29 protein-coding genes, 1 pseudogene, 1 riboswitch and 1 other annotated feature are annotated in these 25,069 nt (G+C 37.4%); of the genes and pseudogenes, 5 read left to right on the top strand and 25 right to left on the bottom strand.

Annotated elements, in window-relative coordinates:
* Nucleotides 1–19 precede the first annotated feature (19 nt).
* The 8 genes from BLV40_RS25295 to BLV40_RS25245 form a co-directional block, all read right to left on the bottom strand.
* Nucleotides 20–685 carry a methionine ABC transporter permease gene (locus BLV40_RS25295; RefSeq protein ID WP_026594171.1) on the bottom strand — a complete coding sequence of 222 codons (666 nt, stop codon included), beginning with the start codon at nucleotides 683–685 and terminating at the stop codon, nucleotides 20–22.
* Entirely contained in the window at nucleotides 678–1,703 is a 1,026-nt protein-coding gene (locus BLV40_RS25290) for a methionine ABC transporter ATP-binding protein (protein WP_090695088.1), read from the bottom strand. The genes BLV40_RS25295 and BLV40_RS25290 overlap by 8 nt, the downstream gene beginning before the upstream one ends.
* A 308-nt stretch (nucleotides 1,704–2,011) precedes the next feature.
* Nucleotides 2,012–2,121, bottom strand: a riboswitch (SAM riboswitch).
* Nucleotides 2,122–2,248: 127 nt separating this feature from the next.
* The gene (locus BLV40_RS25280; protein WP_026594169.1) at nucleotides 2,249–2,593 is read right to left on the bottom strand and encodes a hypothetical protein; all 345 of its coding nucleotides are present in this window, start codon (nucleotides 2,591–2,593) and stop codon (nucleotides 2,249–2,251) included.
* Nucleotides 2,594–2,744: 151 nt separating this feature from the next.
* Nucleotides 2,745–3,053, bottom strand: a complete 309-nt coding sequence (locus BLV40_RS25275) for a thioredoxin family protein (RefSeq protein WP_090695086.1) — start codon at nucleotides 3,051–3,053, stop codon at nucleotides 2,745–2,747.
* A 3-nt stretch (nucleotides 3,054–3,056) separates the two neighbouring features.
* Complete coding sequence (locus BLV40_RS25270) at nucleotides 3,057–3,401, bottom strand: toprim domain-containing protein (RefSeq protein ID WP_026594167.1); 345 nt, start codon at nucleotides 3,399–3,401, stop codon at nucleotides 3,057–3,059.
* Between the two features lie 540 nt (nucleotides 3,402–3,941).
* Nucleotides 3,942–4,325 (bottom strand): glycine cleavage system protein GcvH, encoded by a 384-nt coding sequence (gcvH, locus tag BLV40_RS25255; RefSeq protein WP_026594166.1) that lies wholly within the window; start codon nucleotides 4,323–4,325, stop codon nucleotides 3,942–3,944.
* Nucleotides 4,326–4,366: 41 nt separating this feature from the next.
* On the bottom strand, nucleotides 4,367–4,732 hold the full coding sequence (locus BLV40_RS25250) for an arsenate reductase family protein (protein ID WP_090695081.1): 366 nt from the start codon (nucleotides 4,730–4,732) through the stop codon (nucleotides 4,367–4,369).
* Nucleotides 4,733–5,193: 461 nt separating this feature from the next.
* Nucleotides 5,194–5,727 carry a hypothetical protein gene (locus tag BLV40_RS25245; protein WP_090695079.1) on the bottom strand — a complete coding sequence of 178 codons (534 nt, stop codon included), beginning with the start codon at nucleotides 5,725–5,727 and terminating at the stop codon, nucleotides 5,194–5,196.
* A gap of 143 nt (nucleotides 5,728–5,870) precedes the next feature.
* Between BLV40_RS25245 and BLV40_RS25240 the strand changes: the two genes are divergently transcribed.
* Nucleotides 5,871–6,524 (top strand): phosphatase PAP2 family protein, encoded by a 654-nt coding sequence (locus BLV40_RS25240; protein WP_090695076.1) that lies wholly within the window; start codon nucleotides 5,871–5,873, stop codon nucleotides 6,522–6,524.
* A 79-nt stretch (nucleotides 6,525–6,603) separates the two neighbouring features.
* Here BLV40_RS25240 and BLV40_RS25235 read toward each other — a convergent pair whose 3' ends face one another.
* From BLV40_RS25235 to BLV40_RS25205, 8 genes are all read right to left on the bottom strand, one after another.
* Nucleotides 6,604–7,617, bottom strand: coding sequence for a PTS sugar transporter subunit IIC (locus BLV40_RS25235; protein WP_090695073.1), 1,014 nt, complete (start codon nucleotides 7,615–7,617; stop codon nucleotides 6,604–6,606).
* A gap of 20 nt (nucleotides 7,618–7,637) precedes the next feature.
* Nucleotides 7,638–8,714 (bottom strand): L-lactate dehydrogenase, encoded by a 1,077-nt coding sequence (locus BLV40_RS25230; protein ID WP_244525453.1) that lies wholly within the window; start codon nucleotides 8,712–8,714, stop codon nucleotides 7,638–7,640.
* Nucleotides 8,715–8,840: 126 nt separating this feature from the next.
* A complete protein-coding gene (locus tag BLV40_RS25225; RefSeq protein ID WP_026594160.1) occupies nucleotides 8,841–9,089 on the bottom strand; it encodes a spore coat protein in 249 nt (82 codons plus the stop codon).
* 13 nt (nucleotides 9,090–9,102) lie between these two features.
* A complete protein-coding gene (locus tag BLV40_RS25220; protein ID WP_016112410.1) occupies nucleotides 9,103–9,288 on the bottom strand; it encodes a hypothetical protein in 186 nt (61 codons plus the stop codon).
* Nucleotides 9,289–9,610: 322 nt separating this feature from the next.
* The gene (locus BLV40_RS25215) at nucleotides 9,611–11,395 is read right to left on the bottom strand and encodes an acyl-CoA dehydrogenase family protein (RefSeq protein ID WP_090695066.1); all 1,785 of its coding nucleotides are present in this window, start codon (nucleotides 11,393–11,395) and stop codon (nucleotides 9,611–9,613) included.
* 199 nt (nucleotides 11,396–11,594) lie between these two features.
* Entirely contained in the window at nucleotides 11,595–11,735 is a 141-nt protein-coding gene (locus BLV40_RS28965; protein WP_211482141.1) for a hypothetical protein, read from the bottom strand.
* A gap of 5 nt (nucleotides 11,736–11,740) precedes the next feature.
* Nucleotides 11,741–12,916 carry an acetyl-CoA C-acetyltransferase gene (locus BLV40_RS25210; protein ID WP_026594158.1) on the bottom strand — a complete coding sequence of 392 codons (1,176 nt, stop codon included), beginning with the start codon at nucleotides 12,914–12,916 and terminating at the stop codon, nucleotides 11,741–11,743.
* A 21-nt stretch (nucleotides 12,917–12,937) separates the two neighbouring features.
* The gene (locus tag BLV40_RS25205) at nucleotides 12,938–15,319 is read right to left on the bottom strand and encodes a 3-hydroxyacyl-CoA dehydrogenase/enoyl-CoA hydratase family protein (protein WP_090695062.1); all 2,382 of its coding nucleotides are present in this window, start codon (nucleotides 15,317–15,319) and stop codon (nucleotides 12,938–12,940) included.
* Nucleotides 15,320–15,556: 237 nt separating this feature from the next.
* On the opposite strand from BLV40_RS25205, the gene BLV40_RS25200 reads away from it, so the two are divergent.
* Nucleotides 15,557–15,703 (top strand): YuzL family protein, encoded by a 147-nt coding sequence (locus BLV40_RS25200; RefSeq protein ID WP_003201682.1) that lies wholly within the window; start codon nucleotides 15,557–15,559, stop codon nucleotides 15,701–15,703.
* Nucleotides 15,704–15,960: 257 nt separating this feature from the next.
* The gene (locus BLV40_RS25190; RefSeq protein WP_090695055.1) at nucleotides 15,961–16,800 is read left to right on the top strand and encodes a D-alanyl-D-alanine carboxypeptidase family protein; all 840 of its coding nucleotides are present in this window, start codon (nucleotides 15,961–15,963) and stop codon (nucleotides 16,798–16,800) included.
* Nucleotides 16,801–16,824: 24 nt separating this feature from the next.
* Here the strand turns inward: BLV40_RS25190 and BLV40_RS25185 are convergent, their stop codons facing one another.
* From BLV40_RS25185 to BLV40_RS25165, 5 genes are all read right to left on the bottom strand, one after another.
* A complete protein-coding gene (locus BLV40_RS25185) occupies nucleotides 16,825–17,742 on the bottom strand; it encodes a proline dehydrogenase family protein (RefSeq protein ID WP_026594154.1) in 918 nt (305 codons plus the stop codon).
* Nucleotides 17,743–18,354: 612 nt separating this feature from the next.
* Nucleotides 18,355–18,567: a hypothetical protein gene (locus BLV40_RS25180; RefSeq protein ID WP_026594153.1), complete on the bottom strand. Its 213-nt coding sequence runs from the start codon at nucleotides 18,565–18,567 to the stop codon at nucleotides 18,355–18,357.
* 15 nt (nucleotides 18,568–18,582) lie between these two features.
* Entirely contained in the window at nucleotides 18,583–18,804 is a 222-nt protein-coding gene (locus BLV40_RS25175) for a hypothetical protein (protein ID WP_211482140.1), read from the bottom strand.
* Nucleotides 18,805–18,914: 110 nt separating this feature from the next.
* Nucleotides 18,915–19,163: a YusU family protein gene (locus BLV40_RS25170; RefSeq protein WP_090695052.1), complete on the bottom strand. Its 249-nt coding sequence runs from the start codon at nucleotides 19,161–19,163 to the stop codon at nucleotides 18,915–18,917.
* Between the two features lie 114 nt (nucleotides 19,164–19,277).
* Complete coding sequence (locus BLV40_RS25165; RefSeq protein ID WP_001018864.1) at nucleotides 19,278–19,580, bottom strand: MTH1187 family thiamine-binding protein; 303 nt, start codon at nucleotides 19,578–19,580, stop codon at nucleotides 19,278–19,280.
* A gap of 188 nt (nucleotides 19,581–19,768) precedes the next feature.
* On the opposite strand from BLV40_RS25165, the gene BLV40_RS25160 reads away from it, so the two are divergent.
* Both BLV40_RS25160 and BLV40_RS25155 read left to right on the top strand, forming a co-directional pair.
* The gene (locus tag BLV40_RS25160) at nucleotides 19,769–20,428 is read left to right on the top strand and encodes an adhesin (protein ID WP_090695049.1); all 660 of its coding nucleotides are present in this window, start codon (nucleotides 19,769–19,771) and stop codon (nucleotides 20,426–20,428) included.
* A 126-nt stretch (nucleotides 20,429–20,554) separates the two neighbouring features.
* Entirely contained in the window at nucleotides 20,555–21,313 is a 759-nt protein-coding gene (locus tag BLV40_RS25155) for a TrmB family transcriptional regulator (protein ID WP_026594147.1), read from the top strand.
* 23 nt (nucleotides 21,314–21,336) lie between these two features.
* Here BLV40_RS25155 and BLV40_RS29490 read toward each other — a convergent pair whose 3' ends face one another.
* The 4 genes and pseudogenes from BLV40_RS29490 to BLV40_RS25135 all read right to left on the bottom strand — a co-directional run.
* Nucleotides 21,337–21,516 carry a hypothetical protein gene (locus tag BLV40_RS29490; protein WP_090695105.1) on the bottom strand — a complete coding sequence of 60 codons (180 nt, stop codon included), beginning with the start codon at nucleotides 21,514–21,516 and terminating at the stop codon, nucleotides 21,337–21,339.
* A 75-nt stretch (nucleotides 21,517–21,591) separates the two neighbouring features.
* On the bottom strand, nucleotides 21,592–22,764 hold the full coding sequence (locus BLV40_RS25145; RefSeq protein ID WP_090695102.1) for an MFS transporter: 1,173 nt from the start codon (nucleotides 22,762–22,764) through the stop codon (nucleotides 21,592–21,594).
* 153 nt (nucleotides 22,765–22,917) lie between these two features.
* Entirely contained in the window at nucleotides 22,918–24,231 is a 1,314-nt protein-coding gene (locus BLV40_RS25140) for an APC family permease (protein ID WP_090695046.1), read from the bottom strand.
* 65 nt (nucleotides 24,232–24,296) lie between these two features.
* Nucleotides 24,297–24,534 (bottom strand) — a binding site (T-box leader).
* Nucleotides 24,535–24,726: 192 nt separating this feature from the next.
* Nucleotides 24,727–25,069 (bottom strand): annotated as a pseudogene (locus BLV40_RS25135) (hypothetical protein); the annotation flags it as partial.

Genomic DNA, 25,069 nt, shown 5'->3' with positions numbered 1-25,069 from the left:
CACCCTTCCCCGTTTTATTTTATCGTTTATCAATTCGAGTTGTAACAAAATCACCAATAAATTGAATCAAGAAAACAACGAGTAATACACAAATTGTTGCTACAATGGTCACATCGTTATTTCCACGCTGGAATCCTTCTAAATATGCCAGTGTACCAAGCCCACCAGCACCTACAACACCAGCCATTGCTGTATAACCTACTAGAGCAATTGTCGTTACCGTAATACCAGATACAAGCGCTGGAAGCGATTCCGGAATCAATACCTTCCAAATAATTGTGCTTGTTTTCGCTCCCATTGCCTTTGAAGCTTCGATCACGCCTTTATCAATTTCACGAAGTGCGATTTCAACCATCCTTGCATAAAAAGGTGCTGCTCCAATAATTAAAGCCGGTAGTGCTGCGCTTGCTCCAAGAATTGTTCCAAGAAGAATCTTCGTAAATGGAATTAATAAAATAATTAAAATGATAAATGGAATAGAACGAAAAATATTTACAAATGCTCCAATCCCTGTGTGAATCGCTTTGTTTTCCCACAAATTATCCTTTGCCGTCATGAAAAGTAACAATCCTAAAATAAGACCGAAACCAAATGTCGCAAGTGCTGCGATTGCCGTCATATATAATGTTTCACCTGTCGCTTCTAGCATTTGATTCCAATCTACATTTGCGAGTAACTTATCCATGTGCAATCACCTCCAGCTCTACTTGATCTTGATGTATTCCTTGAATTGCTTGCTGGATCGCTGTTTCCTCACCGTTTAAATGAACGACTAAACTGCCGTAAGAGCCGTTATTCGTTTGTGCGATATTCCCTTGCAAAATGCTAACTTCAATATCACTGCGTTGCATTAGCCTTTGAAGTACGGGACGTTCTACCGCTTCACCAATAAACTGCAAGCGAATTACTTTTCCATCTGGATACTTTTCTATCAAACTCTCAATTGTTTCATTTGTATCTTCTGAATCAGTTAGCTGCTGTACAAATCGTTTTGTAATATCCTGTTTTGGATTACGGAATACGTCAAGTACAGGACCACTTTCTACAATCTTCCCTTTCTCCATTACCGCAACGCGATTACAAATTTTTCGAATTACGTGCATCTCATGTGTAATTAGTACAATTGTCAAACCGAGGCGCTTATTAATATCTAATAGTAAATCTAAAATTTGATCTGTCGTTTCTGGATCAAGAGCCGAAGTTGCTTCATCACATAGAAGAACTTTCGGATTATTCGCTAACGCTCTCGCGATACCGATACGCTGCTTTTGCCCACCGCTCAATTGAGATGGATATGCGTCTCCTCTTCCTTCTAATCCAACAAGACGAATTAACTCTTCCACACGTTTTCTTCTTTCCGCTTTATCAACACCCGCAATTTCAAGTGGAAAAGCGATATTTTCACGTACAGTTCGTGACCAAAGTAAGTTGAAATGTTGAAAAATCATTCCGATTTCTTGTCTTGCCTTGCGAAGTTCATTACCAGTAATTGCTGAAATAACACGATTAGCTATCGTGATCTGTCCGGAAGTTGGTTTCTCTAATTGATTAAACAACCTAATCAAAGAGCTTTTTCCAGCACCACTATATCCAATAACACCAAAGATTTCGCCTTTCTCTATTTGTAAATTGGCATTATCCACAGCAGTGACATCACCGCTTTTTGATTTATATATTTTCTTTACATTTTCTAATAAAATCATGATGTTCACCCCTTTTTTTATTTAAAAAGCGTAAGCGGCTTGCTCAGAACAAGAGGGTGTTGGAACCCCTGACGTAGAGGTGCTTCTTACCTCGCAGGAAGGGGTGAAACGACCGACTGTTCTAGCCGCTGAAGCTGGCGCGGCTCGCTCAGGTTCACTCTACAATTTTTTTATTTTTTCATGTGAGTAATCTTTCGCTCTAGCTCCTCTTATTATTCGAATGTCCTCCTCATTCAAACAACAAAAAAACCTTTCTGCCCCTAGAATGAGCAGAAAGGTTTATATGCATATATCAACATGATCCCTTCCTCTCATCTCTCAAAGCATTTGCTTTGCAGGAATTGGCACCATTTCAACATAAAAGTTGACGGTTGCCGGGCTTCATAGGGCACAGTCCCTCCACCTCTCTTGATAAGAGAAATCAGATTAAATTTTCGTCTGATTTGAAATTTATTAAATTGTCTATATTTTATGACTTGAATTGTATCAACATACACTCACTATGTCAACAAAAAAAAAATCGAAAAAAGTAAAACTTCAGAATATTAAGCACCTACTCGCATTGGTTTACATATGTGAAATACTGATTCTAATAATAGCATCGTACGATACGTTCCGTTATATTGAACACATCCGCTATTCACCAATGTTTGTAACCTAATATTCCCAGTAACTAACCTCCGTAAGTTTTCTTCCTGAAAGCAAATCAATTGTTCTGTTCCGCGCGCCTCTTTCAAAACTTGTATATACTCTCTTGAAATCTGAAGTGAGCACCTCTCGTCTCCTAAACGAAAATTGATTGTTTTTTCCCCTTGCCGAAGAAGCGGTTCTAAATGGTATTGTGCATTAGCATATGTTACAAATGATTGAAGCAACGAATATAATCCCATTCTAGTCACATCCTTCATATCACTTTCTACTAATACCATTCCATCTTCTCAAAGAGCAATCCTGTTACTTTCTCTCGACAAATAACGTACTACTTCTATCTTTCAGGCATATTTCCCAAGAAATATGTCGAGGCGGCAAAAACTTTGCCGCCTACTGTAATTCTTTATATAAATATTCAACCGAATGAAATGCATATATTTTCTTTATAAGTGTTCCCCGCTCAAATACGAGTAAACAAGGTACACTTTCTACTTCATACTCTTGCGCTAAATGAGGTGCATAGTTTAAATCTAACATTCCTATTTCCAATTCAGATATAGTAGCTTCTACCACTGTTAACATCTTCTTTGCTAATTGGCATGTTCCACACATCGGTGTATATACATATAATACTGTTTTTTCTTGGTCTGCTATTAGAGCTGTTACTTCAACACCTGTCCAGTCAATCACTTCTATCATTCCTTACCGTAAATATTCTGTATAAACGTCAATGTCAGCTCCCCATAATACGTTCGCTAAATGATTAGAAGGAGCAGTTGCCACTTCACGATACGAACGATCAATGTAAATATGCTCAGCTTGCGGGAATTCTTTCCGAAATTGTTTTCTAAGCTTCTCTCCTGCGGCATCAGCATCCACTAGTACATATACATCTTTATCAAAAAACTGATCAATGAGTTCATCCATTTTCGACAAACCAATTGTACCATTTGTACAAACAATTTCCACTGGTTCCCGAATAATAGATTCAATCTTTCTTCTATCTGATTTTCCTTCGACAATAATGACTTTCTCTACATAGACCATATGTCATCACCCGATCACCATATACTATAAAAACAACCTTACTTTAGTATATAGTATATTCGATATTTTCATGTTGTTTCCTGTTTATTTTTGCAAAGAAAAGCCGAAGCGGCTCGCTCAGAACGGGAGGACGTTGGTGCTTCTGACGAAGAGGCGCCCTTTGCCTCGCAGGAAGGAGCGAAACGACTGACTGTTCTTGCCGCTGAAGCTAGACATCAAGAAACGTGGAAGCGGCTCGCTCAGAACAGGAAGGCGTTGGTGCTTCTGACGAAGAGGCGCCCTTTGCCTCACAGGAAGGAGCGAAACGACTGACTGTTCTTGCCGCTGAAGCTAGACATCAAGAAACGTGGAAGCGGCTCGCTCAGAACAGGAAGGCGTTGGTGCTTCTGACGAAGAGGCGCCCTTTGCCTCACAGGAAGGAGCGAAACGACTGACTGTTCTTGCCGCTGAAGCTAGACATCAAGAAACGCGGAAGCGGCTCGCTCACAGTGCAAAATAAAAGGGACAGCACATAGGCTGTCCCTTTTATTTCGATTAAAATTAGTCTTGGTTCGTCATTTCTGCGTATTGTTCTGCAGATAATAACTTCTCTACTTCACTTGCATCAGAAAGTTCAACTTTAACCATCCATGCACCTTCGTACGGAGATTCGTTAACAAGTTCTGGTTGATCGCTTAATTCTTCGTTTACTGCCACAACTTTACCACTTACAGGTGCGTATAATTCAGAAACTGTTTTAACAGATTCTACGCTGCCGAATGGCTCGTCAGCCTCAATTGTTGCACCTACTTCAGGAAGTTCAACGAATACGATATCGCCTAACTCACTTTGTGCGAAATGAGTAATACCGATAACAACTTGGTTGCCTTCAGTTTTTACCCATTCGTGTTCTTCAGAGTAACGTAAATGATTTGGAATGCTCATGACTGTACCTCCAGTGAATGTATTAATTATGTAAAAATACCTTATTGGTACTTTTTCCACACACTTTCAAACTGCTCTTCGTTAAAACCAAGTGTTACATTCGTACCATCTGTTACGATTGGACGTTTAATCAACATGCCATCAGATGCTAAAAGCTCAAACAATTCGTCTTCACTTGCTTCCTTTAACTTATCTTTTAAGCCAAGTTCACGGTAACGCATTCCACTTGTATTAAAGAATTTTTTTAATGGCAATTCACTTTTCGCATGTAAATTACGCAAATCTTCTTTTGACGGTGGATTTTCAACAATATGAATCATTTCATATGCTACATCGTTTGCCTCAAACCATTTTTTCGCTTTTTGACATGTGCCACACTTTGGATATGAATAAAATGTTACTGTCATAAATTCACCTACTTTTTGCTAACCTTTATCTTTATCATATAGAAAACATTCTATTATTTCAAACGATTCTTCTCCAAACTTTAACTTATTTCGTCACAATTTTCTTTTCCCCTGCAAATTTTCCTTATTTTCCGCCATTTTTATATTTAAAATATTTTCCTCTCAATTTATCGTGTATGTTAAACACGAACATATATCTTAAACAAACGTTTATTTGATAGATTAAACACCATAAAGTGAAACTTTAATCAGCGGGGTTTTCTTCATCCTCCACTGATTATTTGCCCTCACTAATTGGGGTTTTACTGGAAGTTTATCTCCCATCTAACCTCTTTGCTTGTGCTGAATGTTGAAGTGGGAGTATGACTGCCCACGAATAGCAGGATAAACACGAACATACATCTTAAACAAACGTTTGATTAAATAAATCAAACAGAAGAAGCTCCTAAATCAAGAGCTTCTTACTGCCTACTCAAATAATCCGCAATCGTTTGAAATACATATATATACATATTATGAATGCTTTGTTCTGAAATCGTATCATTGTATAAATCGGTACCCCAAATTTGTCCCTCACCACTTCCAACGTTTACAAATCCTTGTGTATACATCATTGCTCCATTTCTTGGCGCATTATGATAATCTAAATCTTTTTCAGTAAAAATGAAATAGGGCCGATCCTTTAAACCAATAAAAAACACTGGCTTTTTCAATCCTAAAAATAAATCTGTATATTTTTCTTTTGATGCTTCTTCAAAATGTTCTTTCATAACGAGAAATCCGTCAACTTCTTCAGATTTCTCCTTCATTTCATCTAACTTTATTTTCTCAAACTTTATATTTCTAAACGTATCCTTTGGTACCTCACCCACAACTCCAATAGCCAATGCCCTTCCGCTATACTCTTGAACAGGTGGTATATCCTTATTTTGTGCACACCCCACCCCTATTAGACATAACAATATAAGAAAACAAAAATTCAGCAAACGCTTCATTCTTACTCCCCCCATCTCAAAAGTCAAGTGACAAAAATGTAAGGCAAATTCAAAAAAATGTAAGTAAAATCGATAGCTCATTTTGATTTTCTATATTATAATCAATTGGATTTACTTACATTACTAAACACTAGGAGATTTTCATGAAAAAATATAAACTTTCATCTTTTCTTCCCTTAAGTTATATACTTCTACTCGTACTCGTAAGTCCGCTTTACGATGTACTAAATAAATCTGGCGTTCATGCCTTCGACGTTACGACTATAGTTGATGATTGGATTCCGTTTGTAAAAGTATTTATTATTCCGTATTTACTTTGGTTCCCATACTTATATGGAGCACTCATTTACTATTGTTTTGCTGATCGTAAACAATATTATGTAACATTAAGCAGCGTTATCCTTGGAAAACTAACATGCTTTTCGATTTACTATTTGTGGCAAACAACAGTACCCCGCCCTACAGTAGTAGGGACAGATGTATTTTCTGACTTAGTTCGTTATATTTATAGTATTGATCAACCTGTAAACTGTTTCCCTAGCATCCACGTTCTCACAACATTTGTCATTATGTTAGCTGCTTATAAGCGAAGAGAGCAGCATAAGTGGGAATATTGGATCCTTACGTTCTTTGGTACACTCATTATTTTATCGACATTATTCACAAAACAGCATGCCTTCTTAGATGCAGTTTCTGGCATGGCATTGGCGAGCACATTGTACCTCGGTGTGCAATTATTATTAGTTAACAGAAAAGAAACTGTTACAATCCCAGTAAAACAAACCTATAAAATGTAACAAAAAAGCAGACTGTGGCTTCTTCAGTCTGCTTTTATCTATATAAAGGAGATTTTCAATGTAATATGTTGTTTGGCAATTAAGATTGTGGCACAGTCATATCGCCTGAATGAATTCGGCCTGCTTTTTTTAGCCCAATGTAAATGATATAAGAAACAGCTACTGGAATTACAATGTAAGTGATAACCATCGCTGGTACAACATCAAATCCTTGGCTGGAAATTAAATTAATTGGTGCAATCAAAGAACTTAATCCAAGACCTGCAATTTCTTTACCTGCTTCCAAGTGAAAAATTAGTGCAGATACAGGACCCACAATGGCGCTGGCAACGACAGTTGGGACGAGAATCATTGGATTTTTAGTAATGTTCGGCAACTGTACTTTCGGAGTACAAAGCGCTTGTGCTAAAATACCACCCAAATTGTTTTCTTTTGCTGAGATAACAGAGAATCCGATAAATTGAGCTACACATCCTGCAAGTGCTGCACCGCCTGCAACACCGTCTAGGCTAAGCGCAATTGCTAAAGCAGCTGATGATGCTGGAGAAATAAGTAATAGTCCCCAAACAACTGAAAGTACAATAGAAGCAATAAATGGGCTACCAGCTGAGCTATCTTTAATAAACGCTCCAACTATATTTAAAACAGGGCTAATATTTTGAGCTAACCAAATACCAACTATGCCTGAGCCTAGTATTGCCACAAATGGAACGAGCATCATATCTAAAGCAGTTTTCCCGCTTAATCGTTTACCGATATAGACCGCTAGAGTTGCTGTTAATAATGCACCGATCGGTTCACCAGTTTTAATGATTAGACCAGCTTCAGTAATCGAAATCGATCCTGCTCCAATCGCCCCGGCGACCATCGCTGAGAAAATGACAAGCCCGTTTGCTCCAAGCATGAAAGCAATCCCTGCTCCAATTGCTGGTGCCATAAGTGATTTCGCGACAACACCAATTGTAATTAACATCGGAATATCAACAATTCTTCCTATATTTTCTATCAGTAAACCAATTCCAAGTGATACGAAAATACCTTGTGCAATTCCGGCAGAACCTTTAAAAACACGAGACATTATATAGTCCTTCATCTGTTTCACCTTCTCCTAGTTTAGTAACCGATTGTTTTCATATAGTCACGTAAAATATCATTGGATTGTGCAAATCGGCTTTCCTCGGCTTCTGTTAAGTTTAGTTCAACGACTTCTTTCACACCATCTCTTGTAATAATTGCTGGTACACCTGTGCAAATATTATATTCACCGTACTCACCATCTAAAATGGCTGAAACAGCGATTACACAATGATCATCATTAAAGATAGAGCGTGCGATATAAGCTAGTGAATTCCCAATACCGTAATAAGTAGTTCCTTTACGTTTATAAATTTCCCAACCAGCTTTAGCAGTTTTCTCAACAATTTCATCTAAATCAATTTCGCCGAAACGCTCTTTTTGTTCATCTAAAATTTGCAAAATTGGTTTCCCGCCAACTGTAACATGAGACCAGGCAACCATTTGAGAGTCACCATGCTCACCTAATGAATAACCGTGAATACTACGAGGATCCACTTCAAGCATTTCAGATAAAATTGTTCTCAAGCGTGAAGAGTCTAAAGATGTTCCTGTACCAAGCACACGGTTTCTTGGTAAACCAGACACTTTCCAAACTTGATAAGTAATAATATCAACTGGATTTGATGCGATTAAGAAGATGCCATCAAATCCACTTGCCATTACACCTTCTACAACACTTTCCATAATCTTCGCGCTTGCTCCTAAAGTATCCAAGCGACTTTCTCCTGGTTTTGGAGCTGGACCTGCTGTAATAATAACAATATCCATATCTTTGCAGTCTTCATAAGTACCTGCATATACTTTTGTTCTTGTATTTGTAAAGTTAATGCAGTGTGATAAATCCATCGCTTCTCCAACTGCACGTTCATAATTTATATCAATTAATGCTAGTTCTTCACAGATACCTTGATTCACAATTGAATATGCGCAGCTTGATCCAACTAATCCAGTGCCAATAATTGCGATTTTTCTTGTGTTTCTATTCATAAGAACCTCTCCTAAATCATTATGTAATGTTTTGTTCTTTACACTTTTTATTATAGAGATTCGCACTATAGAAACCATGGATACTTTGTGAAACATTGAACAATCTTTTTGTACTTTTTGTGACATACCCTAAAAATTTTTCGTCATATTTGTTACAACTAGAAAAATATTTCACACATATGTATTGATATATACAAATACGAAAAAGCGAGTGAATGATCATCTGATATTCACTCGCTTTTTCGTATTTTATTATTGTGCATTTAGCTGACTTTTCAATTGCTGAACAACCATTGGATTCGCAGGAGCAGCTGGTTGATAATAATTTTTTTGCTTCGCATATTCATATACCTTACGTTGCCTTAATTCATCTTGATTTCGAATGTGAATCAACGTTTGATGTAACTGTGCGTTATCCGATTGCGCTATGTAATTCGCATAACCCGTTAAACTAGCATTTAACTCCGCTAAATAATCGTTCACCATATCTTTTTCATTCATAGTCTATACACTCCTAACCTAAAAAGGACATTAATTGTTGTCTTGTATTTCTTGCCGCTTGTGCATCTTGCTGTAGCATTTGCTTCAATTGAGGATCTGTACACTGCTGCGCATACTGATCTAATTTATTCGCAACTGTCGCATGCCCTCCAATAATATGACGTAAATTTTCAAGCTCAAGCTCTGTTAAATTTGGCATAATAAAACCCTTCCTTTCTTTGTTCATTCACCATTTAGTATCTATTAATTTTGGGATTGTATGCATGTGAAGTGATGACATAAAATGATGATTCACTAAAAAAAGATGAATGATCACATTCACCTTTTACTTAAAAAATCATAGTCATTTTAGCAAGCTTTTCTTACAAAGATAGTATTGTAAGAACACTTTATCCGAAGTTGATTTAGATGATCGTGTTCATGCGTATATTGATACGATTAATCCAGATATCGATTTTATACAGCGATTACTCACAAAAAAATCCGACAGCCCTTATAGGGTTGCCGGATTCTCAAAACAATTAAACTGTATAACGCTCATCCTCTAATACTTTCGTAGCAATTTCACGCTTCTTCGGAATTACGTTAAGCGGTGTATGACGAGTTAATTTGCGAAGCGCTGATAACATCATGCGCAGCATATCACCGTTTTCAACTGCGATAATTGTTTCTTTCGCATCTGCTTCAATTTGGTTGAAAGCTTCTTGGCAGAATACTTCAGTGTATAATACTTTTTGTTTATTCTTTTCAAGGCCAGTTGCTTTGATTGCTTTTTCTGTACGAAGAACAGCAGACTCCATTGCGTATAAATTGTTTACGATATCTGCAATGTTAACAAGAACTTCTTGTTCTTTATCTAATGCTTTACCGTATTTTTGGGCAGCTAATCCAGCTACCATTAAGCCGATTTTCTTCGCGTTATTTACTAAATATTTTTGAAGTGCTAATGGCTCATCGCCTACTTCTTCTGGCATCATCATCATTAACTCTTCTTGTAATTTTTGTGCCTTTTGAAGAAGCGGTAATTCACCTTTCATTGCTTTACGTAAGAACGTACCCGGTACGATTAAACGGTTAATTTCGTTCGTACCTTCGAAAATACGGTTAATACGAGAGTCGCGGTACATTCTTTCAATTTCGTACTCTGCCATAAATCCGTAACCACCATGAATTTGAACACCTTCGTCTACTACGTAGTCTAATACTTCAGAACCGAATACTTTATTTAAAGAGCACTCAATTGCATATTCAGCAATTGAAGCTGCAACAGCTTTGCCGTCTTTTACTTCTTCTTCTGATAATGTGCTCATACGGCTTTCAAATAAACCAACTGTACGATATACAGAGCTTTCCGCCGCATAAATTTTCGCTGCCATGTTCGCAAGCTTTTCTTGAATTAATGGGAAACGAGCGATCGGTTGTTTAAACTGTTGACGCTGATTTGCATATTGTGCAGAAATTTCTAGTGCACGTTTTGAAGAACCAACTGTACCAACACCTAATTTATAACGACCGATATTTAAAATGTTAAACGCAATGATATGCCCCTTACCAATTTCACCAAGTACATTTTCTTTCGGCACTAATGCGTCTTCTAAAATTAGCGTACGAGTTGAAGAACATTTAATTCCCATTTTCTTTTCTTCAGGGCTTGTAGATACACCTGGATATTCTTTCTCAACGATAAATGCTGTGAAATGCTCTCCATCAACTTTCGCGTATACAACGAATACATCAGCAAAAGCAGAGTTTGTGATCCATTGTTTCTCACCATTTAATACATAGTGTGTACCTTCTGCATTTAAGCGAGCAGTTGTTCTTGCGCCTAATGCATCCGATCCAGATCCTGGCTCAGTTAATGCGTATGCAGCTAATTTTTCACCAGTTGCTAAAGCAGGTAAATATTTTTTCTTTTGCTCTTCATTACCGAATAAAACGATTGGTAATGATCCGATACCAACGTGAGCGCCATGTGTAATTGCGAAGCCACCAGCACGAGAGAATTTCTCTGCGATTAACGCTGAGCTTACTTTATCAAGCCCAATTCCGCCGTACTCTTCTGGTACATCAGCACCTAATAAACCAAGCTCGCCAGCTTCTTTTAATAAGCGAACAGAACGATCAAACTCATGCTGCTCTAAATATTCAAGCTCTGGGAGAACTTCATTTACAATAAAATCCTCTGTCGTTTTCGCTATCATTTTATGCTCATCGCTATAATCCTCTGGTGTAAATACTTGATCAATCGTAATCTCATCAACTAAAAAGCTGCCGCCTTTAACTGCATTTCCCACTGTTTTTTCCATGAAAAATTCCTCCTTCATATTTTCATAGGCCACTCCTCTCATTTTGAAAGAAGCTGGCTCACCCTTTATTTTTTATACCCTTTTATTGCTTCCACTTTTTTATTTAATCCAGTTCCAGCGGCTAGAATAATCGGTGACTTCGCTTCTTCCTATGAGGCAAAGAACGCCTCCTCGCCAGAAGCTCCATCCCCCTCGCATTCTAAGCAAGCCGCTTCCACTTTTTATTTAATCCAGTTCCAGCGGCTAGAACAATCGGCCATTTCGCCCCTTCCTCCGAGGCAAAAAGTGCCTCTATGTCAGGAGCTCCAATGTCCTCTTGTTCTGGACGAGCCGCCTCCACTTTTTTTATAGTAATTCAAACACTCCGGCAGCTCCCATTCCCCCGCCGATACACATTGTTACAATACCGAATTGCTCATTGCGGCGTTTCATTTCATGAATAAGAGATAATGTTAATTTTGCTCCTGTACAACCAAGTGGATGTCCAAGTGCGATTGCACCACCGTTTACATTTACCTTTTCTTCATCTAAGCCAAGCTCACGAATTACTTGGATCGATTGAGAAGCAAATGCTTCATTTAGTTCAAATAAGCCGATATCAGATAGTTCTAATCCTGCTAATTTTAACGCTTTTGGAATTGCTGCAATTGGGCCAATTCCCATTACTTCTGGTGGTACACCAGCTACTGCAAATGAGCGGAATTTCGCAAGTGGCTTCATGCCATCGCTCACTGCTTTTTCACGATCCATTAAAAGTACGGATGCTGCTCCATCACTCATTTGTGAAGAGTTACCAGCCGTTACAGAACCGCGAACGTTAAATGCTGGACGTAATTTCCCTAAGATATCTAATGTCGTATCTCCTCTTACACCTTCATCTTGTGAGAATGTAATCATTTCTTCTCGGATTTTGTTATTTGCCCCAACGGTACGCAAAGTTACATCTACAGGTACTGTTTCATCAGCAAACTTCCCTTCAGCTAAAGCTTTGGCCGCACGCTGATGACTTCTTACCGCAAATGCATCTTGCTCTTCACGAGAAATTCCATATTTCACAGCAACTTGCTCTGCTGTATGGCCCATGCCCATATAATATTCTGGAGCCGCTTCAACAAGGCGACTATTTGGACGAACAACGTGCCCCATCATTGGAACCAAACTCATCGATTCTGCTCCACCAGATAATACTGCTTCAGAATGACCAAGCATAATGCGTTCTGCACCGTAAGCGATACTTTGTAGCCCCGAAGAACAGTAACGGTTAATTGTAATAGCTGGAACATCGTAAGAAAGTCCCGCTAACCCACCGATATTACGTGCCATATTTAAACCTTGCTCTGCTTCTGGCATCGCACAACCGAAAATTAAATCATCAATTGGTCCTTCATAATTATTCGCACGTTTTAATGTTTCTTTTACTACTAATGCTCCTAAATCATCAGGACGAACTGTTTTTAATGAACCTCTCTTTGCCTTACCAATTGGCGTTCTTGCTCCCGCAACAATGACAGCTTCTCTCATGAACGATATCTCCCCTCGTTATTAGTTACGTAATGGCTTTCCTTTTACAAGCATGTGCTGCATTCTTGCTTGTGATTTCATCTCACTTACTAAGCTAATAAATGCTTCACGTTCCACATCTAATAAGTATTGCTCATCAACTTCTGTTCCGTACGGTACTTTTCCGCCTGCAATTACATATGCAAGTTTCTTCGCAATATGAAGATCATATTCAGAAATGTAACCAGATAAATGCATTGCTTCTGCTCCAAGTGCGAGAGTTGCATATCCCGTTTCACCAACAACTGGTATCTTTTTGCGGATAGGTGCTTTATAACCCGCTTCATATAAAGCAAGTGCTTTTTGTTTCGCATCGTATAGTAAGTGATCACCATTCACACTAATACCATCTTTATCGCCTAAGAAGTTATGAGAAACTGCTTCTTGCGCAGATGTTGAAACTTTCGCCATCGCTACTGTCTCAAATACTTTGTTTGCAACCTTTTGCAGATCAAACTCTACACCGTTTGCCATTTTATTTAAATGTTTAATGTATAACTCTTTGTTACCGCCACCGCCAGGGATTAAACCAACTCCAACTTCTACTAATCCCATGTATGTCTCACTAGAAGCTTGAATGCTCGCTGCTGGTAAGCAAACTTCTGTACCGCCGCCAAGCGTCATACCGTATGGTGCTGCCACGACTGGTTTTGAGCAGTACTTAATTTTCATCATTGCATCTTGGAAGTTTTTCACGACCCACTCAATTTCAAAGTAGTTATCATCTTGTGCTTCCATTAAAATCATCGCAAGGTTTGCACCAACGCAGAAGTTTTTCGATTGGTTCCCGATAACAAGTCCTTTATAATTCTTTTCCACTTCATCAACAGCGTAGTTAATCATTTGCGTAATATCCATACCAATTGCATTGCTCTTTGAATGGAATTCTAAGCAAAGGACGCCATCGCCTAAATCGATTAAGCTCGCACCACTATTTTTCTTCAACACGCCATTTTTCTCTTTTAGTTGTTTAAGCGAAATTGCTTTTTTATTACGTTCAATCAGCTTATATTCACCGTTATCGTAGTAATAGCTTTCGCCGTTATCCTGTTTATAGAAAGTACTAAATCCTTTCTCTAACATGTCTTTTACCCATGCCGGAACAACTTTTCCGTTTTCTTCCATCTTTTGAACGGATTTTTCTACGCCAATTGCGTCCCAAATTTCAAATGGGCCTTGTTCCCAGCCAAATCCCCACTTCATCGCTTGGTCAATTGCAACAATATCGTCTGCGATTTCTTTATGAAGCTTCGCTGAATATAAAAGAGTTGGCGTAATAATATTCCATAGCAACTCTCCTGCACGATCTTTCGCATATACAAGCGCTTTCAATTTATTCGCTAATCCTTTTTCTTGTTTGCTTAACTCTACAGAAGCAGCTTTTAATTTTTTACGTGCTTCATATTCCATCGTTTCAGGATTTAACTCTAAAATTTCTTTTCCTTGTTTTAAGAAGAAACCTTGACCTGTTTTACTTCCAAGCCATTTTTTCTCCAGCATGCCATGCATGAAAGCTGGTACTTTAAATACATCTCGTTCTTCTTCCTGTACATTTTCATATACATTGTTCGCAACGTGAACGAATGTGTCTAAACCAACAACATCTAATGTGCGGAACGTTGCGCTCTTTGGACGACCGATTAATGGACCTGTTACAGAATCCACTTCTCCAACGCTATAGCCGCGCTTAATCATTTCTTGCAACGTCACAAGTAAACCGTACGTACCGATTCTGTTTCCAATAAAGTTTGGTGTATCTTTCGCGATAACGACACCTTTTCCAAGAACATCTTCACCAAATAATTTCATAAAGTTTAACACTTGTGGATCTGTTTCTTTTGTCGGTATAATCTCTAGAAGTTTTAAATAACGTGGTGGGTTAAAAAAGTGCGTTCCTAAGAAGTGTTTTTGGAAGTCATCTGAACGACCTTCTGCCATTTTTTCAACAGAAATACCCGATGTATTTGAGCTCACAATCGAGCCTGGTTTACGAACAGCATCTACTTTTTCAAATAGTTTCTTCTTAATGTCTAAATTTTCAACAACAACTTCAATAATCCAATCTACATCAGCAAGGCGCTCAAGGTCATCCTCTAAATTACCCGCTTCAATTAATGCTAAATTACCTTTCACTGTAAGAGGAGCTGGTTTTTGCTTTACTAATTTTTTCAGTGCCCCGTTACTAAAACGATTTCTTACACTTTTATGTTCTAACGTAAGTCCCTTCGCTTCCTCTTCTTTTGTAAGCGCCTGTGGTACGATATCAAGCAATAATGTTGGTATACCGATATTGGCTAAATGTGCAGCAATTCCTGAGCCCATTACGCCAGAACCGAGAACAGCAGCCTTTTTAATTTGGAACATCCATTTCTCCCCCTATTCTTGAATGAATGCTCATTCAATTTTTCGACATAAGTCGCAATCAATGAGTGAGCCTCTACTAATAAATATATGATACTGTTTAAATTTTCGCAATATATTTATTGATAAAATTTTCTGAAATAAATTATTTTCTTTGATTTGGGAACTCTATAACTGTGTATTTCTTGATAGAATACGCTTTTTCCTTTTTTAGAATTTAACGAAAATGGAGGAATATATATGGCAAGACTTAAGAAAGACCCATCAAAAGCAGGCGTTAGTGCTGCAAGTGTAACAGGAAATGCAGGTCCAGTTGATCGCGGTATTGAAAAAGGCCGTCAAGGTAACAATCAACAATATAAAAAGCACAACATGGGTGAAAAATAAGGATATATGTGCTTGTTCAAAAAGGAGTATAAAGAGAGCCGAGCAGTTCGACGTACGGAAGCTGGGAAGATACGGAGTGTAGTTGGAGCTACATGTGAACCGGACTGGCGATGTAGCGAAGAAAGCGGGCGGCGATCTTTACCGGACTTTTTGAACTTCCGCTATATTTTTGGGCAGAGAACGTGGCATAATGAGTATTGGGCCACTTTTCTGCCCAATTTATTTGTACATAAGGAAAAACAAAAGAGGGAACGATGATGAAACGAACAATACTCATGATTGTGATGATCGCTACACTGTTTACAAGTATGATTTTCTTCTCTTATGCAAACCAGCAAAAAGACGAGAGAGAGAGTCAGCCTGCTATCACTGGGAAATACGCCGTTACAATCGATGCTGATACTGGTGAAATTCTATATGGAAAACGGGAACAAGAACGTTCGTATCCAGCTAGCATAGCAAAAATGATGACAACTCTTCTTTTACTAGAGAATGTGAAAAAAGATGAAGAAATTACAGTCACTAAAAACGCAATAACAACGGAGAGTCAAAGCAAAAAAATTAAACTTCATGCTGGTGAAAAATTAAAAAGAGATGAAGCATTGAAACTCATGCTAATCATCAGTGCCGATCCAATCTCTGAATCCATTGCCGAACATATTGCAGGATCAAAAGAAGAGTTTATCAAAATGATGAATAGACGAGCGAAAGAACTCGGGACAAAGCATGCAACGTTTAAAAACGCGAGCGGAGCTGACGCATTAGGTAATAAAGTATCACCTTATGACATCGCCATCATTACGAAAGAAGCATTAAAATACCCAATTGTGCTAGATTATATGAATACAACGCGCTCAACATTACATACTTCACAGCGTGCCCCAAAAATTGCAAACTATGGCCGCGAGGAACTTTACGATGATCCATATGCAATTGGAAGTAAAAGCGGTTTATCTGCGCTTGGGAAATACACTGTCGTCACAGTCGATGAAAAAGACGGCAAACGAGTTATTAACGTTGTACTGTCTTCTACTCGTACGCAGTTATATCCAGATACGAAAAAGATGGCAAATTATGCATTCAAGCAATTAAAATAACCAAGGAGTATTTTAGCTCCTTGGTTATTTTTTCACCATTCCTTTTAAAACGAACGCAACGTTTGCTGGGCGTTCTGCTAGGCGGCGCATGAAATAGCCATACCAGTCATTTCCATACGGCACATAAACACGCATTTTGTAGCCTTCTTTTACAAGCTCAAGCTGACGTTCTGTACGAATACCATATAGCATTTGGAATTCGAATTGATCGCGTGAAATGTTATGTTCTTCGGCAAGTTTCTTCGTATATTCAATAATTGCTTCATCGTGTGAAGCAATAGCTGTATAATTTCCATTTAATAAGTGCATTTTAATAATTTTTTTATAATTTTCATCTACATCTTTCTTGTCCGGGAACGCCACTTCTTCTGGTTCTTTATAAGCCCCTTTTACAAGACGCAAATTAGGGTTATATGCATTTAAATCCTCGATGTCTTTTTCTGTACGATATAGGTAAGCTTGAATAACAGTACCGATATTATCGTATTCAGATTTTAATTGCTTAAAGATCTCAATTGTTTTCCCACATCGCGTATAGTCTTCCATATCAATCGTAACAAACACACCGTTTTCTTTTGCAGCCTCTAAAATGCGGCGCATATTATTCATTACGATTTCATCTGAGATGTCTAATCCCATAGAAGTCATTTTTAAAGAAAGCTGTGAATTGAGTTTTTCGCGTCCAATTGCGCGAATTGCTTCAATCGATTGATCTGCCATTTCGTTTGCTTCTGCTTCATTATCAACGAACTCACCTAAATAGTCGATTGTTACACAAAGTCCTTGCTGATTTAATTGTTTAATGGCTGCAGCAGCTAAATCAATTGTCTCCCCTGCGACAAAGCGCCCTGCACCAAAGCGTAAACCGTACTTCTTAGCCAGTTTTGTTAACGCTTTATTTTTTGACAAAAAAAGAAACGAATTGCGCATTAATTGTTCCATGTAATTCACCCCTATGACTGTACTTTGTCTGTTTTTTACCCCTCTTCTAAATTATATCACTGTTTAAAATTATTTGATACAAATAATTATTTAGATAATTTATAAAATACTATAAAAATGTTTAAAAGCCTATAATGTCGCTTTCAAATATTTATAAAATTTTTTCGACATTTAGAAAAAAACTATAAAAATAGGTGAGAAGGCTCATTTAAAATAAATATTCGACACTACTCGCACGCCTCTTACTTCTCCCTATACATTATACAAAGATACTAATATGACTGAAGGTGAATACAAATATAAAGCCCTAAGTACACCTAACTCACTCCTATAAAAATCAAGTGTAGAAACATAGGATTCCGTTTCATTTAAATGCGAAACATGTAAAGATATTTGCTCCTACCTCTACATATTGTGTAGGATTTTTTCATAAAGAGGCTATCCCATAAACGATTTCACCGACTTATGGGATAGCCTCTTTCTTCAACATTAAAGTGAATTATATTTTTTTTTACTTTTAAAAGAATAATCGGAACTCCTTTACCTTCATCGGCAAATTCCGCCCAAAAAAACTGTTCTGAAACCATCCAAATCCTAAGGACATATAATAATCTACCTTTTCATTGAAGCTATAATAGCTTTTTTTACAATAAAATAAGTAATAGAAAATAATAAACAAGTACCCATTGTACCAAAAACTGCAATTGAAATTTTACCTGCTAATGTTTCATTCGGATCTAATGCATTAGGTAAAACTGTACCAAAAATTGCAATGCAGGCTAATATAATCATAAGATATTTAAAATTTTTCACTTTTTTATTCATAACTAATTATCCCCTTTATTCCTTAATAGCAAGTTTTCCAACAGAGTATTCTTTTTTCAAATCCTTTCCGACATATTGAACCTCTTGTCCATCTGTTGTCACTTCTCCCGCTTTATCTTTCGTTTTCGGATCACCAAAAATAAGCATCAATAACATAAATGTAGTAAAAGCGCCAACTATGACAATTGCGCCCCATCCGACATACTCCCAAATCTTCGACTTCTTTTCAGCATCCACTTTAATCTCTCCCCTTATATGTAAATTTAAATAAACAATATCAAACATATAAATTTTACAATGTCATATTCTGTCGAAAATAATAAAAAACCACTCTATAAGTGGTTTTTTCAGTCTTTATGGTTACGGTGTTCTTCATTTAACCTCTTAATATCAGCTATTAAATGTACCATTTCTTCTTTTCCATCTGGATACGTTTCATTCCAATGCTTGACTAAAGCTGGCATTGTTTTTGCGATGTAAGAGTACAGTGCCCACTTTTGTACCTGCTCTTTTCTCTCTTCACTGCTTTCCCCTAGCAATAGTTCTGTATACTTTTCAAGCAAGCCATCAAACTGCTCATTAAATTTGTCACTCATCTCTGCTTCCTCCTTCTCATACCTTCACCATCCATAATAAAAAAGTGTATCATGGCTACACCCACATCACCTAATTTATCCACATAAAAAAGCAGCGAAATTCGCTGCTTTTTCCTATAATTTTGATCGAACAGAGTTTAATTTCTTCTCCATTGTGCTCTCTTTATCACGACGATCATCAATACGAATTGTTGTCGCTACACGCTTTGCACCTTTTGTATATGGTACTTCATGCATTTGTTGAATCACTTCAAGTAATACAGGAAGATCTCCTTCAATTACTGTATTCATCGGTGTTAATTGATACTTCACGCGGTCCGCATTTTTCTCTAACACTTTTTGTACTTCTGCTACGTATTCACTTACGCTTGGATTACCTGTTCCAACTGGAATAATCGATACATCAACAATTGCCATGATAGTTTCCCTCCTATATTTGCTTCATTTCTATTGTACAAAACTCTCTCCTACTTTACTAACCATAACTATACTTTTCATTTATTTTTCATAATATGCTTATTCGCAGTAATCCTTCTCCATCTGTTGTGCATATATTGATGTTATCCTTTTTTAATCACCTTATCCTTTTGAAAGGAAGTGGACACATGAAAAAGTTATTTCTTACTTTATTAGCTATTCCTCTTCTATTTGGAGCAACAGCGTGTGACACAGGGCAGAAGGACACAAAGCCCGCAGAAAAATCTGAAGCGAAGCCTGAGCCAAAGCCAGCCCCTACACCTAGTCCAACCCCACAACCTATCCCAACTCCACCACCTAATCCAACCCCACCACCTAATCCAACTCCGCCACCTAATCCAACTCCGCCACCAGCTTCAGTAGATACGGCTCAAATCATGAAAAAGCTAGTAAATGCAATTAACTCAGTTGGCAGTTCAAATGGTATTAGCATCAGTAACATTAAACTCTTTTCTGAAACAACACAAATCGCGACATATAATGGAACATTTAATACTACATTTGGATTAGGCGTTTCCATTTATAAAGCAACTGGTGGAATTGCCGCTGTTGCTATCGCTGGATCAGGTACATCTAAGGAACAAATCGATGCCTTTTATTCCACAATAAAGACTGTTATTCGTTCTCTAGATTCATCTCTAAGCGAACAAGATTTAAATAACATATTAGAAAGACTTGGTTCGAAAGATTACTTTCAAACCAAGCAATTCTCAACTCAAGCAATTAACGGTACATTAACTGTTACTGAAAACAATGGTGCGCTCATGTTCAAAGCGATTCATAACTAAACCGACACCAGAATAGGATCCATTCGGATTCTATTCTTTTTTTCTTGGTTAAAAAGTGAAGCACTTGTGTAAATGGACATACTTCTTTATTCTTATGTATAGAATCTATCTTGTTCGGGAGGCATTATGTTACAAAAATTCGGTTTCTCTCAATATGAAAGCCAGGCATATGAAGTCGTAGTATCAAGCGATGAACCACTAGATGCAACAACAATTGTAAAGCATTCGGGTGTTCCAAAAGCGAAAATATATGAAGTATTAGCACGGCTCATCGATAAAGGAATGGTTATGGATTCCGTCTCAGAAAAGAAAAAACTATATACAGCCCTGCCACTAGACCTTGCCATTCAAAAATTAACGACAGAATTCCAATCAAATATTAAAGAACTCCAAACAAACATTTCAAAACGCTCCTTTATAGATGACCGTGTTTGGAGCTTAAAAATGCAATCTTCTATTCAAGTTCAAAGCAAACAAATCGTAGCAGAGGCTAAACACTCCATTCGCATTTCCGCTTGGAATGATACATTTTTGGGGTATCTTCCTTTACTTGAAGAAAAAGCAAAGCAAGGTGTTGATATTGAGGCACTTGTAGTTGGCAATGTGGAGACAGAACTGACAAAGGTTCACTTTCTCATTCCAACCGAAGAACCTAACGCATTAGAACGTTACTTATTGCTTATCGTGGATGATCGAGAAATTTTATTTGCTGGGATGGAACAAGAATCTTGGCAAGCAATGAAAACAATGTCTCAGCCATTCGTAAAGTTCTTTACAGAGTTTTTCTACCACGATGTCGCGCTTGCAAAAATTACAGAGAAGCATCATGACCTCTTTATGAACGATGAGGAAATACGAAGCATTTTAATGAAGTTGAGATATTAAAAATAGCAAAGGTCCTTCCTCTGCTATTTTTTATTTTGCTGTTTTATCTCTTCCAACAATTTGATTATCTTTTCATTTTGTTTTAACTGTTCTTCAGAATTGAGATACATGAGCCGAATCCACCGAAAAACAAATACAATTAAAAGAATAGGGATTAACGCAAAAAAAGTTCCTATACTAGATGTTATTATATCTATATTCATATCTATCACGCCTTTCCATTTAAACCCCCTTCACATTAACAATATTTTACATCAATCCCAATAAAAAAGAACCTATCAAACGATAGATTCCTTCTTTACCATATGAGTAGATTGCCCTCTCGTGATCGAGAAAATTGCGCAAAGTAATGCTAAAATCACAAAACCTCCGCCTACCCAAGCATTATATATAACAGACGATTGTTCAATAACAGCTCCGCCCACTGTTGAGCCAAGTGCAATACCTAAATGAAGCGCGGAGTTATTTAAGCTTTGCTGGATACCGGCTGATTCGGGTGCAATTTCAATTAAATAATTTTGCTGTGCTGGTGAAATCGCCCAGCTTAACATGCTCCAAAGTCCCATCATGATGATAAATAACGGGAATGAGAATGTCATCATCGGTAAGGTGAAGATGGCACATGCAAAGACGATAATAATAGAGATAATACTTTTCTTAGAGCCCCACTTATCTGCAAGCCAACCACCAAAGCCGCCACCAATTACTGCTGCAATACCGAAAATAAAGTAAAATGCGCTAATCCAGTTCGCTTCCACATGCATCACATCTTTTAAAAACGGTGTTAAATATGCATATAGTGTTAAATGTCCTGTTAAAAATAAAAATGATGTTAACTGCGCACTCACGATCTTTTTATCTTTCAAGGTAGCAATCTGTTCTCTTACAGACAATATCGCTACCGGTGGAACCTTTGTTAAGAATAAAGAAATACTAGCAATTGCAATAACTGTTAATACCGAAATTAAAACAAATGGTGCACGCCACCCGTATGCATTCCCAAGCACAAGGCCTAATGGTACGCCCAGTACAAGCGATCCGCTAATCCCCATAAAAATAATTCCGATTGCACGCGCACGGAAATGCGGCTCTACAACACTAGAAGCTAGCGTTACTGACAATGCAATAATAAGAGATCCACTTGCCGCACAAATGACCCTTGAAAACATAAGCATCGTATAATTCAAACTAAACGCTGAAACAATATTTCCGATCAAGAAAACAGATAATGCTCCAATATATAAGGTTTTACGCTCAATTTTTCCTGTCACTGCTAATAGAATTGGCCCTGAAAGAGCAAATACAACTGAGAATATTGTAATAAGTTGACCTGCTGCACTAATGGATACACCTAAATCATCAGCTACCAAATCCAGCGTGCCCCCAATAATTAACTCAACCGTTCCGACTACGAATGCCGCAATGGCTAAAATATATACACGAAAATTCAAGTTTTTCCCCACACTTTCTCTCGTTCTCTTTTGGTTACTACAACTATAGTAACCAAAAAGATATTTGCAATCAAGTGTAAATCCTCCCACATATCAATAACAATTTTTTACAAAGAAAAAAAGCAGGCGTATCATACGTCTGCTTTTTAACTCTTACATCTCAGTTTCTTTTTTCTTATTTAAATACCAATAAACTGGAAGGCCTGTAAGCACCATTCCAATGGATAAGAAACAACTTCGCGGATCATTAATAATCGCACTTCCAATTACAAATAATGACCCTAAAATCGCTAAAATTGGTACGATTGGAAATAACGGCACGCTGTATGCACGGTCTTTTCCTTCATTTCGTTTTCGTAAAATAAAGACACCGATAAATGTCATCACATAGAAAATATAAATGATAAACACGGAAATCTCAGAGAGCTTATTTGGATCACTAATAATCATTAAAATAATCCCTAATATAATTTCAAAAGTAATTGCATTTGCAGGTGTTTTAAATTTCTCATGTGCTTTTGCAATGAATTTAGAAAATGGAAGTTGTCCACGTTCCGCCATTGACATTGGAATGCGCGGGAATGTTAAAATTTTTCCGTTTAAACAACCGAAAATAGAAATGATAATACCAATACTAATAATTTTTCCGCCATATTCTCCAAGAAGCATATTAGCCGCTGTCGCTGTTGCATTTTCTCCAAGATCTACAATTTTCGCTGCTGGTAACACTTTTAATAATGCCAAGTTAATTAATACATAAGCAGCTGTTACAATTAAAATCCCCACTGTCATTGCCTTAGGTAATAACTTTGTCGGATTCTTCATTTCACCACCAATAGAAGCCAGTAAAATCCAACCATCATATGCAAATAGCGTTGCTAAAATCGCCATTCCAATACTTTGATTCTCTGATAATGGTACAACTACATTAAAGATATCACTATTCCCTTTCCAAAAACCTAACACAACAATTAATACAATTGGAATCATCTTTCCGACCGTCGTAATTGTTTGGACAATGCCCCCATATTTTGTTCCCATACTATTTACAATACCAAGGAATACAACTGTTCCAATTGCAATTGGTAAATTCCATGATTTATCTAAATAGAAAAAGTTAATCATTAATGAACTAAAATACAAACCTAATGTCCCAATAATAGCTGGGCCATAAACAATTGTTTGCATCCAGCCGGATAAGTACCCCCAAAAACTTCCATAAATCTCCTCTAAATACGTATACAATCCACCATTTTTTGGAATTTGCGCTCCGATTTCAGCTACCGTTAAACCACTAGCCAATGTTAACAAGCCACCTATTACCCAAGCGAGAATTGCCATATTAGAACTCCCTGAGTAATCTAATACACTTCCTGGCTTCATAAATACACCAGACCCAATAATAGTCCCAACAACGATAGATAGTGCTACAGTTAAACCAATTTTGTTTTTCTCATCATGATGCATACCGCATTTCCTCCTTCCAATCCTAGTGTGGTGCAAAAATGAAATAAAAAAACACTCCTCCCTAAAAAAGGGACGAGTGTTGTATTCGTGGTTCCACCCTTGTTTAATTGATAAAATAAAGCATACTTCACCAATTTCTCAAGTCTAGATAACGGTGTTTGCCGGCAAGCAATTACTAGTTGTTCGTTCACTGCTGCAGTTCAGAGGTGGTAATCTATTTTTCCGTATTAGGAAGCTCACAGCCAAAGGCCTCCCTCTCTGAGAATCGTAAAAAATTGATCGTGTCCTCATCATCACTTCTTGATGTCGAATTTTGTAGTTATTGTTCATTATATTGAATTTTTAGAAATAATCAATATATTTTTATGTAACATACAAAAAATATTTCTTCTTGATATTATAACAGAACCTAATACATTTCTCTAATTTTCGATAAAAAAAGACAGATTTCTTCAAGAGAGAAATCTGTCCTCGAATACACTTTCTATATTTCAATTAGTTACTCGCTTTCTTCATCGAAAATTTATGATCCTTAATTGGAAAATCGACACCTAGCTCAGCTAATTGTGCTTTTGCTTTGTCTATAATTGCTTTTGCTTTTTCTTTCGTCTGATCATCAAGGTTTGCAAACATTTCTTCTCGCTTCCCTTTTTCAGGAAGGTTCACACCTAGTTCAGCCAATTTCTCTTTTACTTGTTCACGTGTTAATGTTCCTGCTTTCTTTTGCTTCATAATTGCTTTTGCTTTTTCTTTCGTCTGATCATCAAGGTTTGCGAACATTTCTCCTCGCTTCCCTTTTTCAGGAAGATTCACACCTAGTTCAGCTAATTTTGTTTTT

Source organism: Bacillus sp. 166amftsu (genome assembly GCF_900107445.1).
Classification (GTDB): Bacteria; Bacillota; Bacilli; order Bacillales; family Bacillaceae_G; genus Bacillus_A; species Bacillus_A arachidis.
This window is presented reverse-complemented; position numbering and strand designations above follow the sequence as displayed.

Bases quoted from the DNA above. Each gene is read 5' to 3' on its own strand.
- BLV40_RS25295 (WP_026594171.1), bottom strand. From the start codon at position 685: ATGGATAAGTTACTCGCAAATGTAGATTGGAATCAAATGCTAGAAGCG.
- BLV40_RS25290 (WP_090695088.1), bottom strand. From the start codon at position 1,703: ATGATTTTATTAGAAAATGTAAAGAAAATATATAAATCAAAAAGCGGT.
- BLV40_RS25280 (WP_026594169.1), bottom strand. From the start codon at position 2,593: ATGGGATTATATTCGTTGCTTCAATCATTTGTAACATATGCTAATGCA.
- BLV40_RS25275 (WP_090695086.1), bottom strand. From the start codon at position 3,053: ATGATAGAAGTGATTGACTGGACAGGTGTTGAAGTAACAGCTCTAATA.
- BLV40_RS25270 (WP_026594167.1), bottom strand. From the start codon at position 3,401: ATGGTCTATGTAGAGAAAGTCATTATTGTCGAAGGAAAATCAGATAGA.
- gcvH (WP_026594166.1), bottom strand. From the start codon at position 4,325: ATGAGCATTCCAAATCATTTACGTTACTCTGAAGAACACGAATGGGTA.
- BLV40_RS25250 (WP_090695081.1), bottom strand. From the start codon at position 4,732: ATGACAGTAACATTTTATTCATATCCAAAGTGTGGCACATGTCAAAAA.
- BLV40_RS25245 (WP_090695079.1), bottom strand. From the start codon at position 5,727: ATGAAGCGTTTGCTGAATTTTTGTTTTCTTATATTGTTATGTCTAATA.
- BLV40_RS25240 (WP_090695076.1), top strand. From the start codon at position 5,871: ATGAAAAAATATAAACTTTCATCTTTTCTTCCCTTAAGTTATATACTT.
- BLV40_RS25235 (WP_090695073.1), bottom strand. From the start codon at position 7,617: ATGAAGGACTATATAATGTCTCGTGTTTTTAAAGGTTCTGCCGGAATT.
- BLV40_RS25230 (WP_244525453.1), bottom strand. From the start codon at position 8,714: ATGTCACAAAAAGTACAAAAAGATTGTTCAATGTTTCACAAAGTATCC.
- BLV40_RS25225 (WP_026594160.1), bottom strand. From the start codon at position 9,089: ATGAATGAAAAAGATATGGTGAACGATTATTTAGCGGAGTTAAATGCT.
- BLV40_RS25220 (WP_016112410.1), bottom strand. From the start codon at position 9,288: ATGCCAAATTTAACAGAGCTTGAGCTTGAAAATTTACGTCATATTATT.
- BLV40_RS25215 (WP_090695066.1), bottom strand. From the start codon at position 11,395: ATGGAAAAAACAGTGGGAAATGCAGTTAAAGGCGGCAGCTTTTTAGTT.
- BLV40_RS25210 (WP_026594158.1), bottom strand. From the start codon at position 12,916: ATGAGAGAAGCTGTCATTGTTGCGGGAGCAAGAACGCCAATTGGTAAG.
- BLV40_RS25205 (WP_090695062.1), bottom strand. From the start codon at position 15,319: ATGTTCCAAATTAAAAAGGCTGCTGTTCTCGGTTCTGGCGTAATGGGC.
- BLV40_RS25200 (WP_003201682.1), top strand. From the start codon at position 15,557: ATGGCAAGACTTAAGAAAGACCCATCAAAAGCAGGCGTTAGTGCTGCA.
- BLV40_RS25190 (WP_090695055.1), top strand. From the start codon at position 15,961: ATGAAACGAACAATACTCATGATTGTGATGATCGCTACACTGTTTACA.
- BLV40_RS25185 (WP_026594154.1), bottom strand. From the start codon at position 17,742: ATGGAACAATTAATGCGCAATTCGTTTCTTTTTTTGTCAAAAAATAAA.
- BLV40_RS25180 (WP_026594153.1), bottom strand. From the start codon at position 18,567: ATGAATAAAAAAGTGAAAAATTTTAAATATCTTATGATTATATTAGCC.
- BLV40_RS25170 (WP_090695052.1), bottom strand. From the start codon at position 19,163: ATGAGTGACAAATTTAATGAGCAGTTTGATGGCTTGCTTGAAAAGTAT.
- BLV40_RS25165 (WP_001018864.1), bottom strand. From the start codon at position 19,580: ATGGCAATTGTTGATGTATCGATTATTCCAGTTGGAACAGGTAATCCA.
- BLV40_RS25160 (WP_090695049.1), top strand. From the start codon at position 19,769: ATGAAAAAGTTATTTCTTACTTTATTAGCTATTCCTCTTCTATTTGGA.
- BLV40_RS25155 (WP_026594147.1), top strand. From the start codon at position 20,555: ATGTTACAAAAATTCGGTTTCTCTCAATATGAAAGCCAGGCATATGAA.
- BLV40_RS29490 (WP_090695105.1), bottom strand. From the start codon at position 21,516: ATGAATATAGATATAATAACATCTAGTATAGGAACTTTTTTTGCGTTA.
- BLV40_RS25140 (WP_090695046.1), bottom strand. From the start codon at position 24,231: ATGCATCATGATGAGAAAAACAAAATTGGTTTAACTGTAGCACTATCT.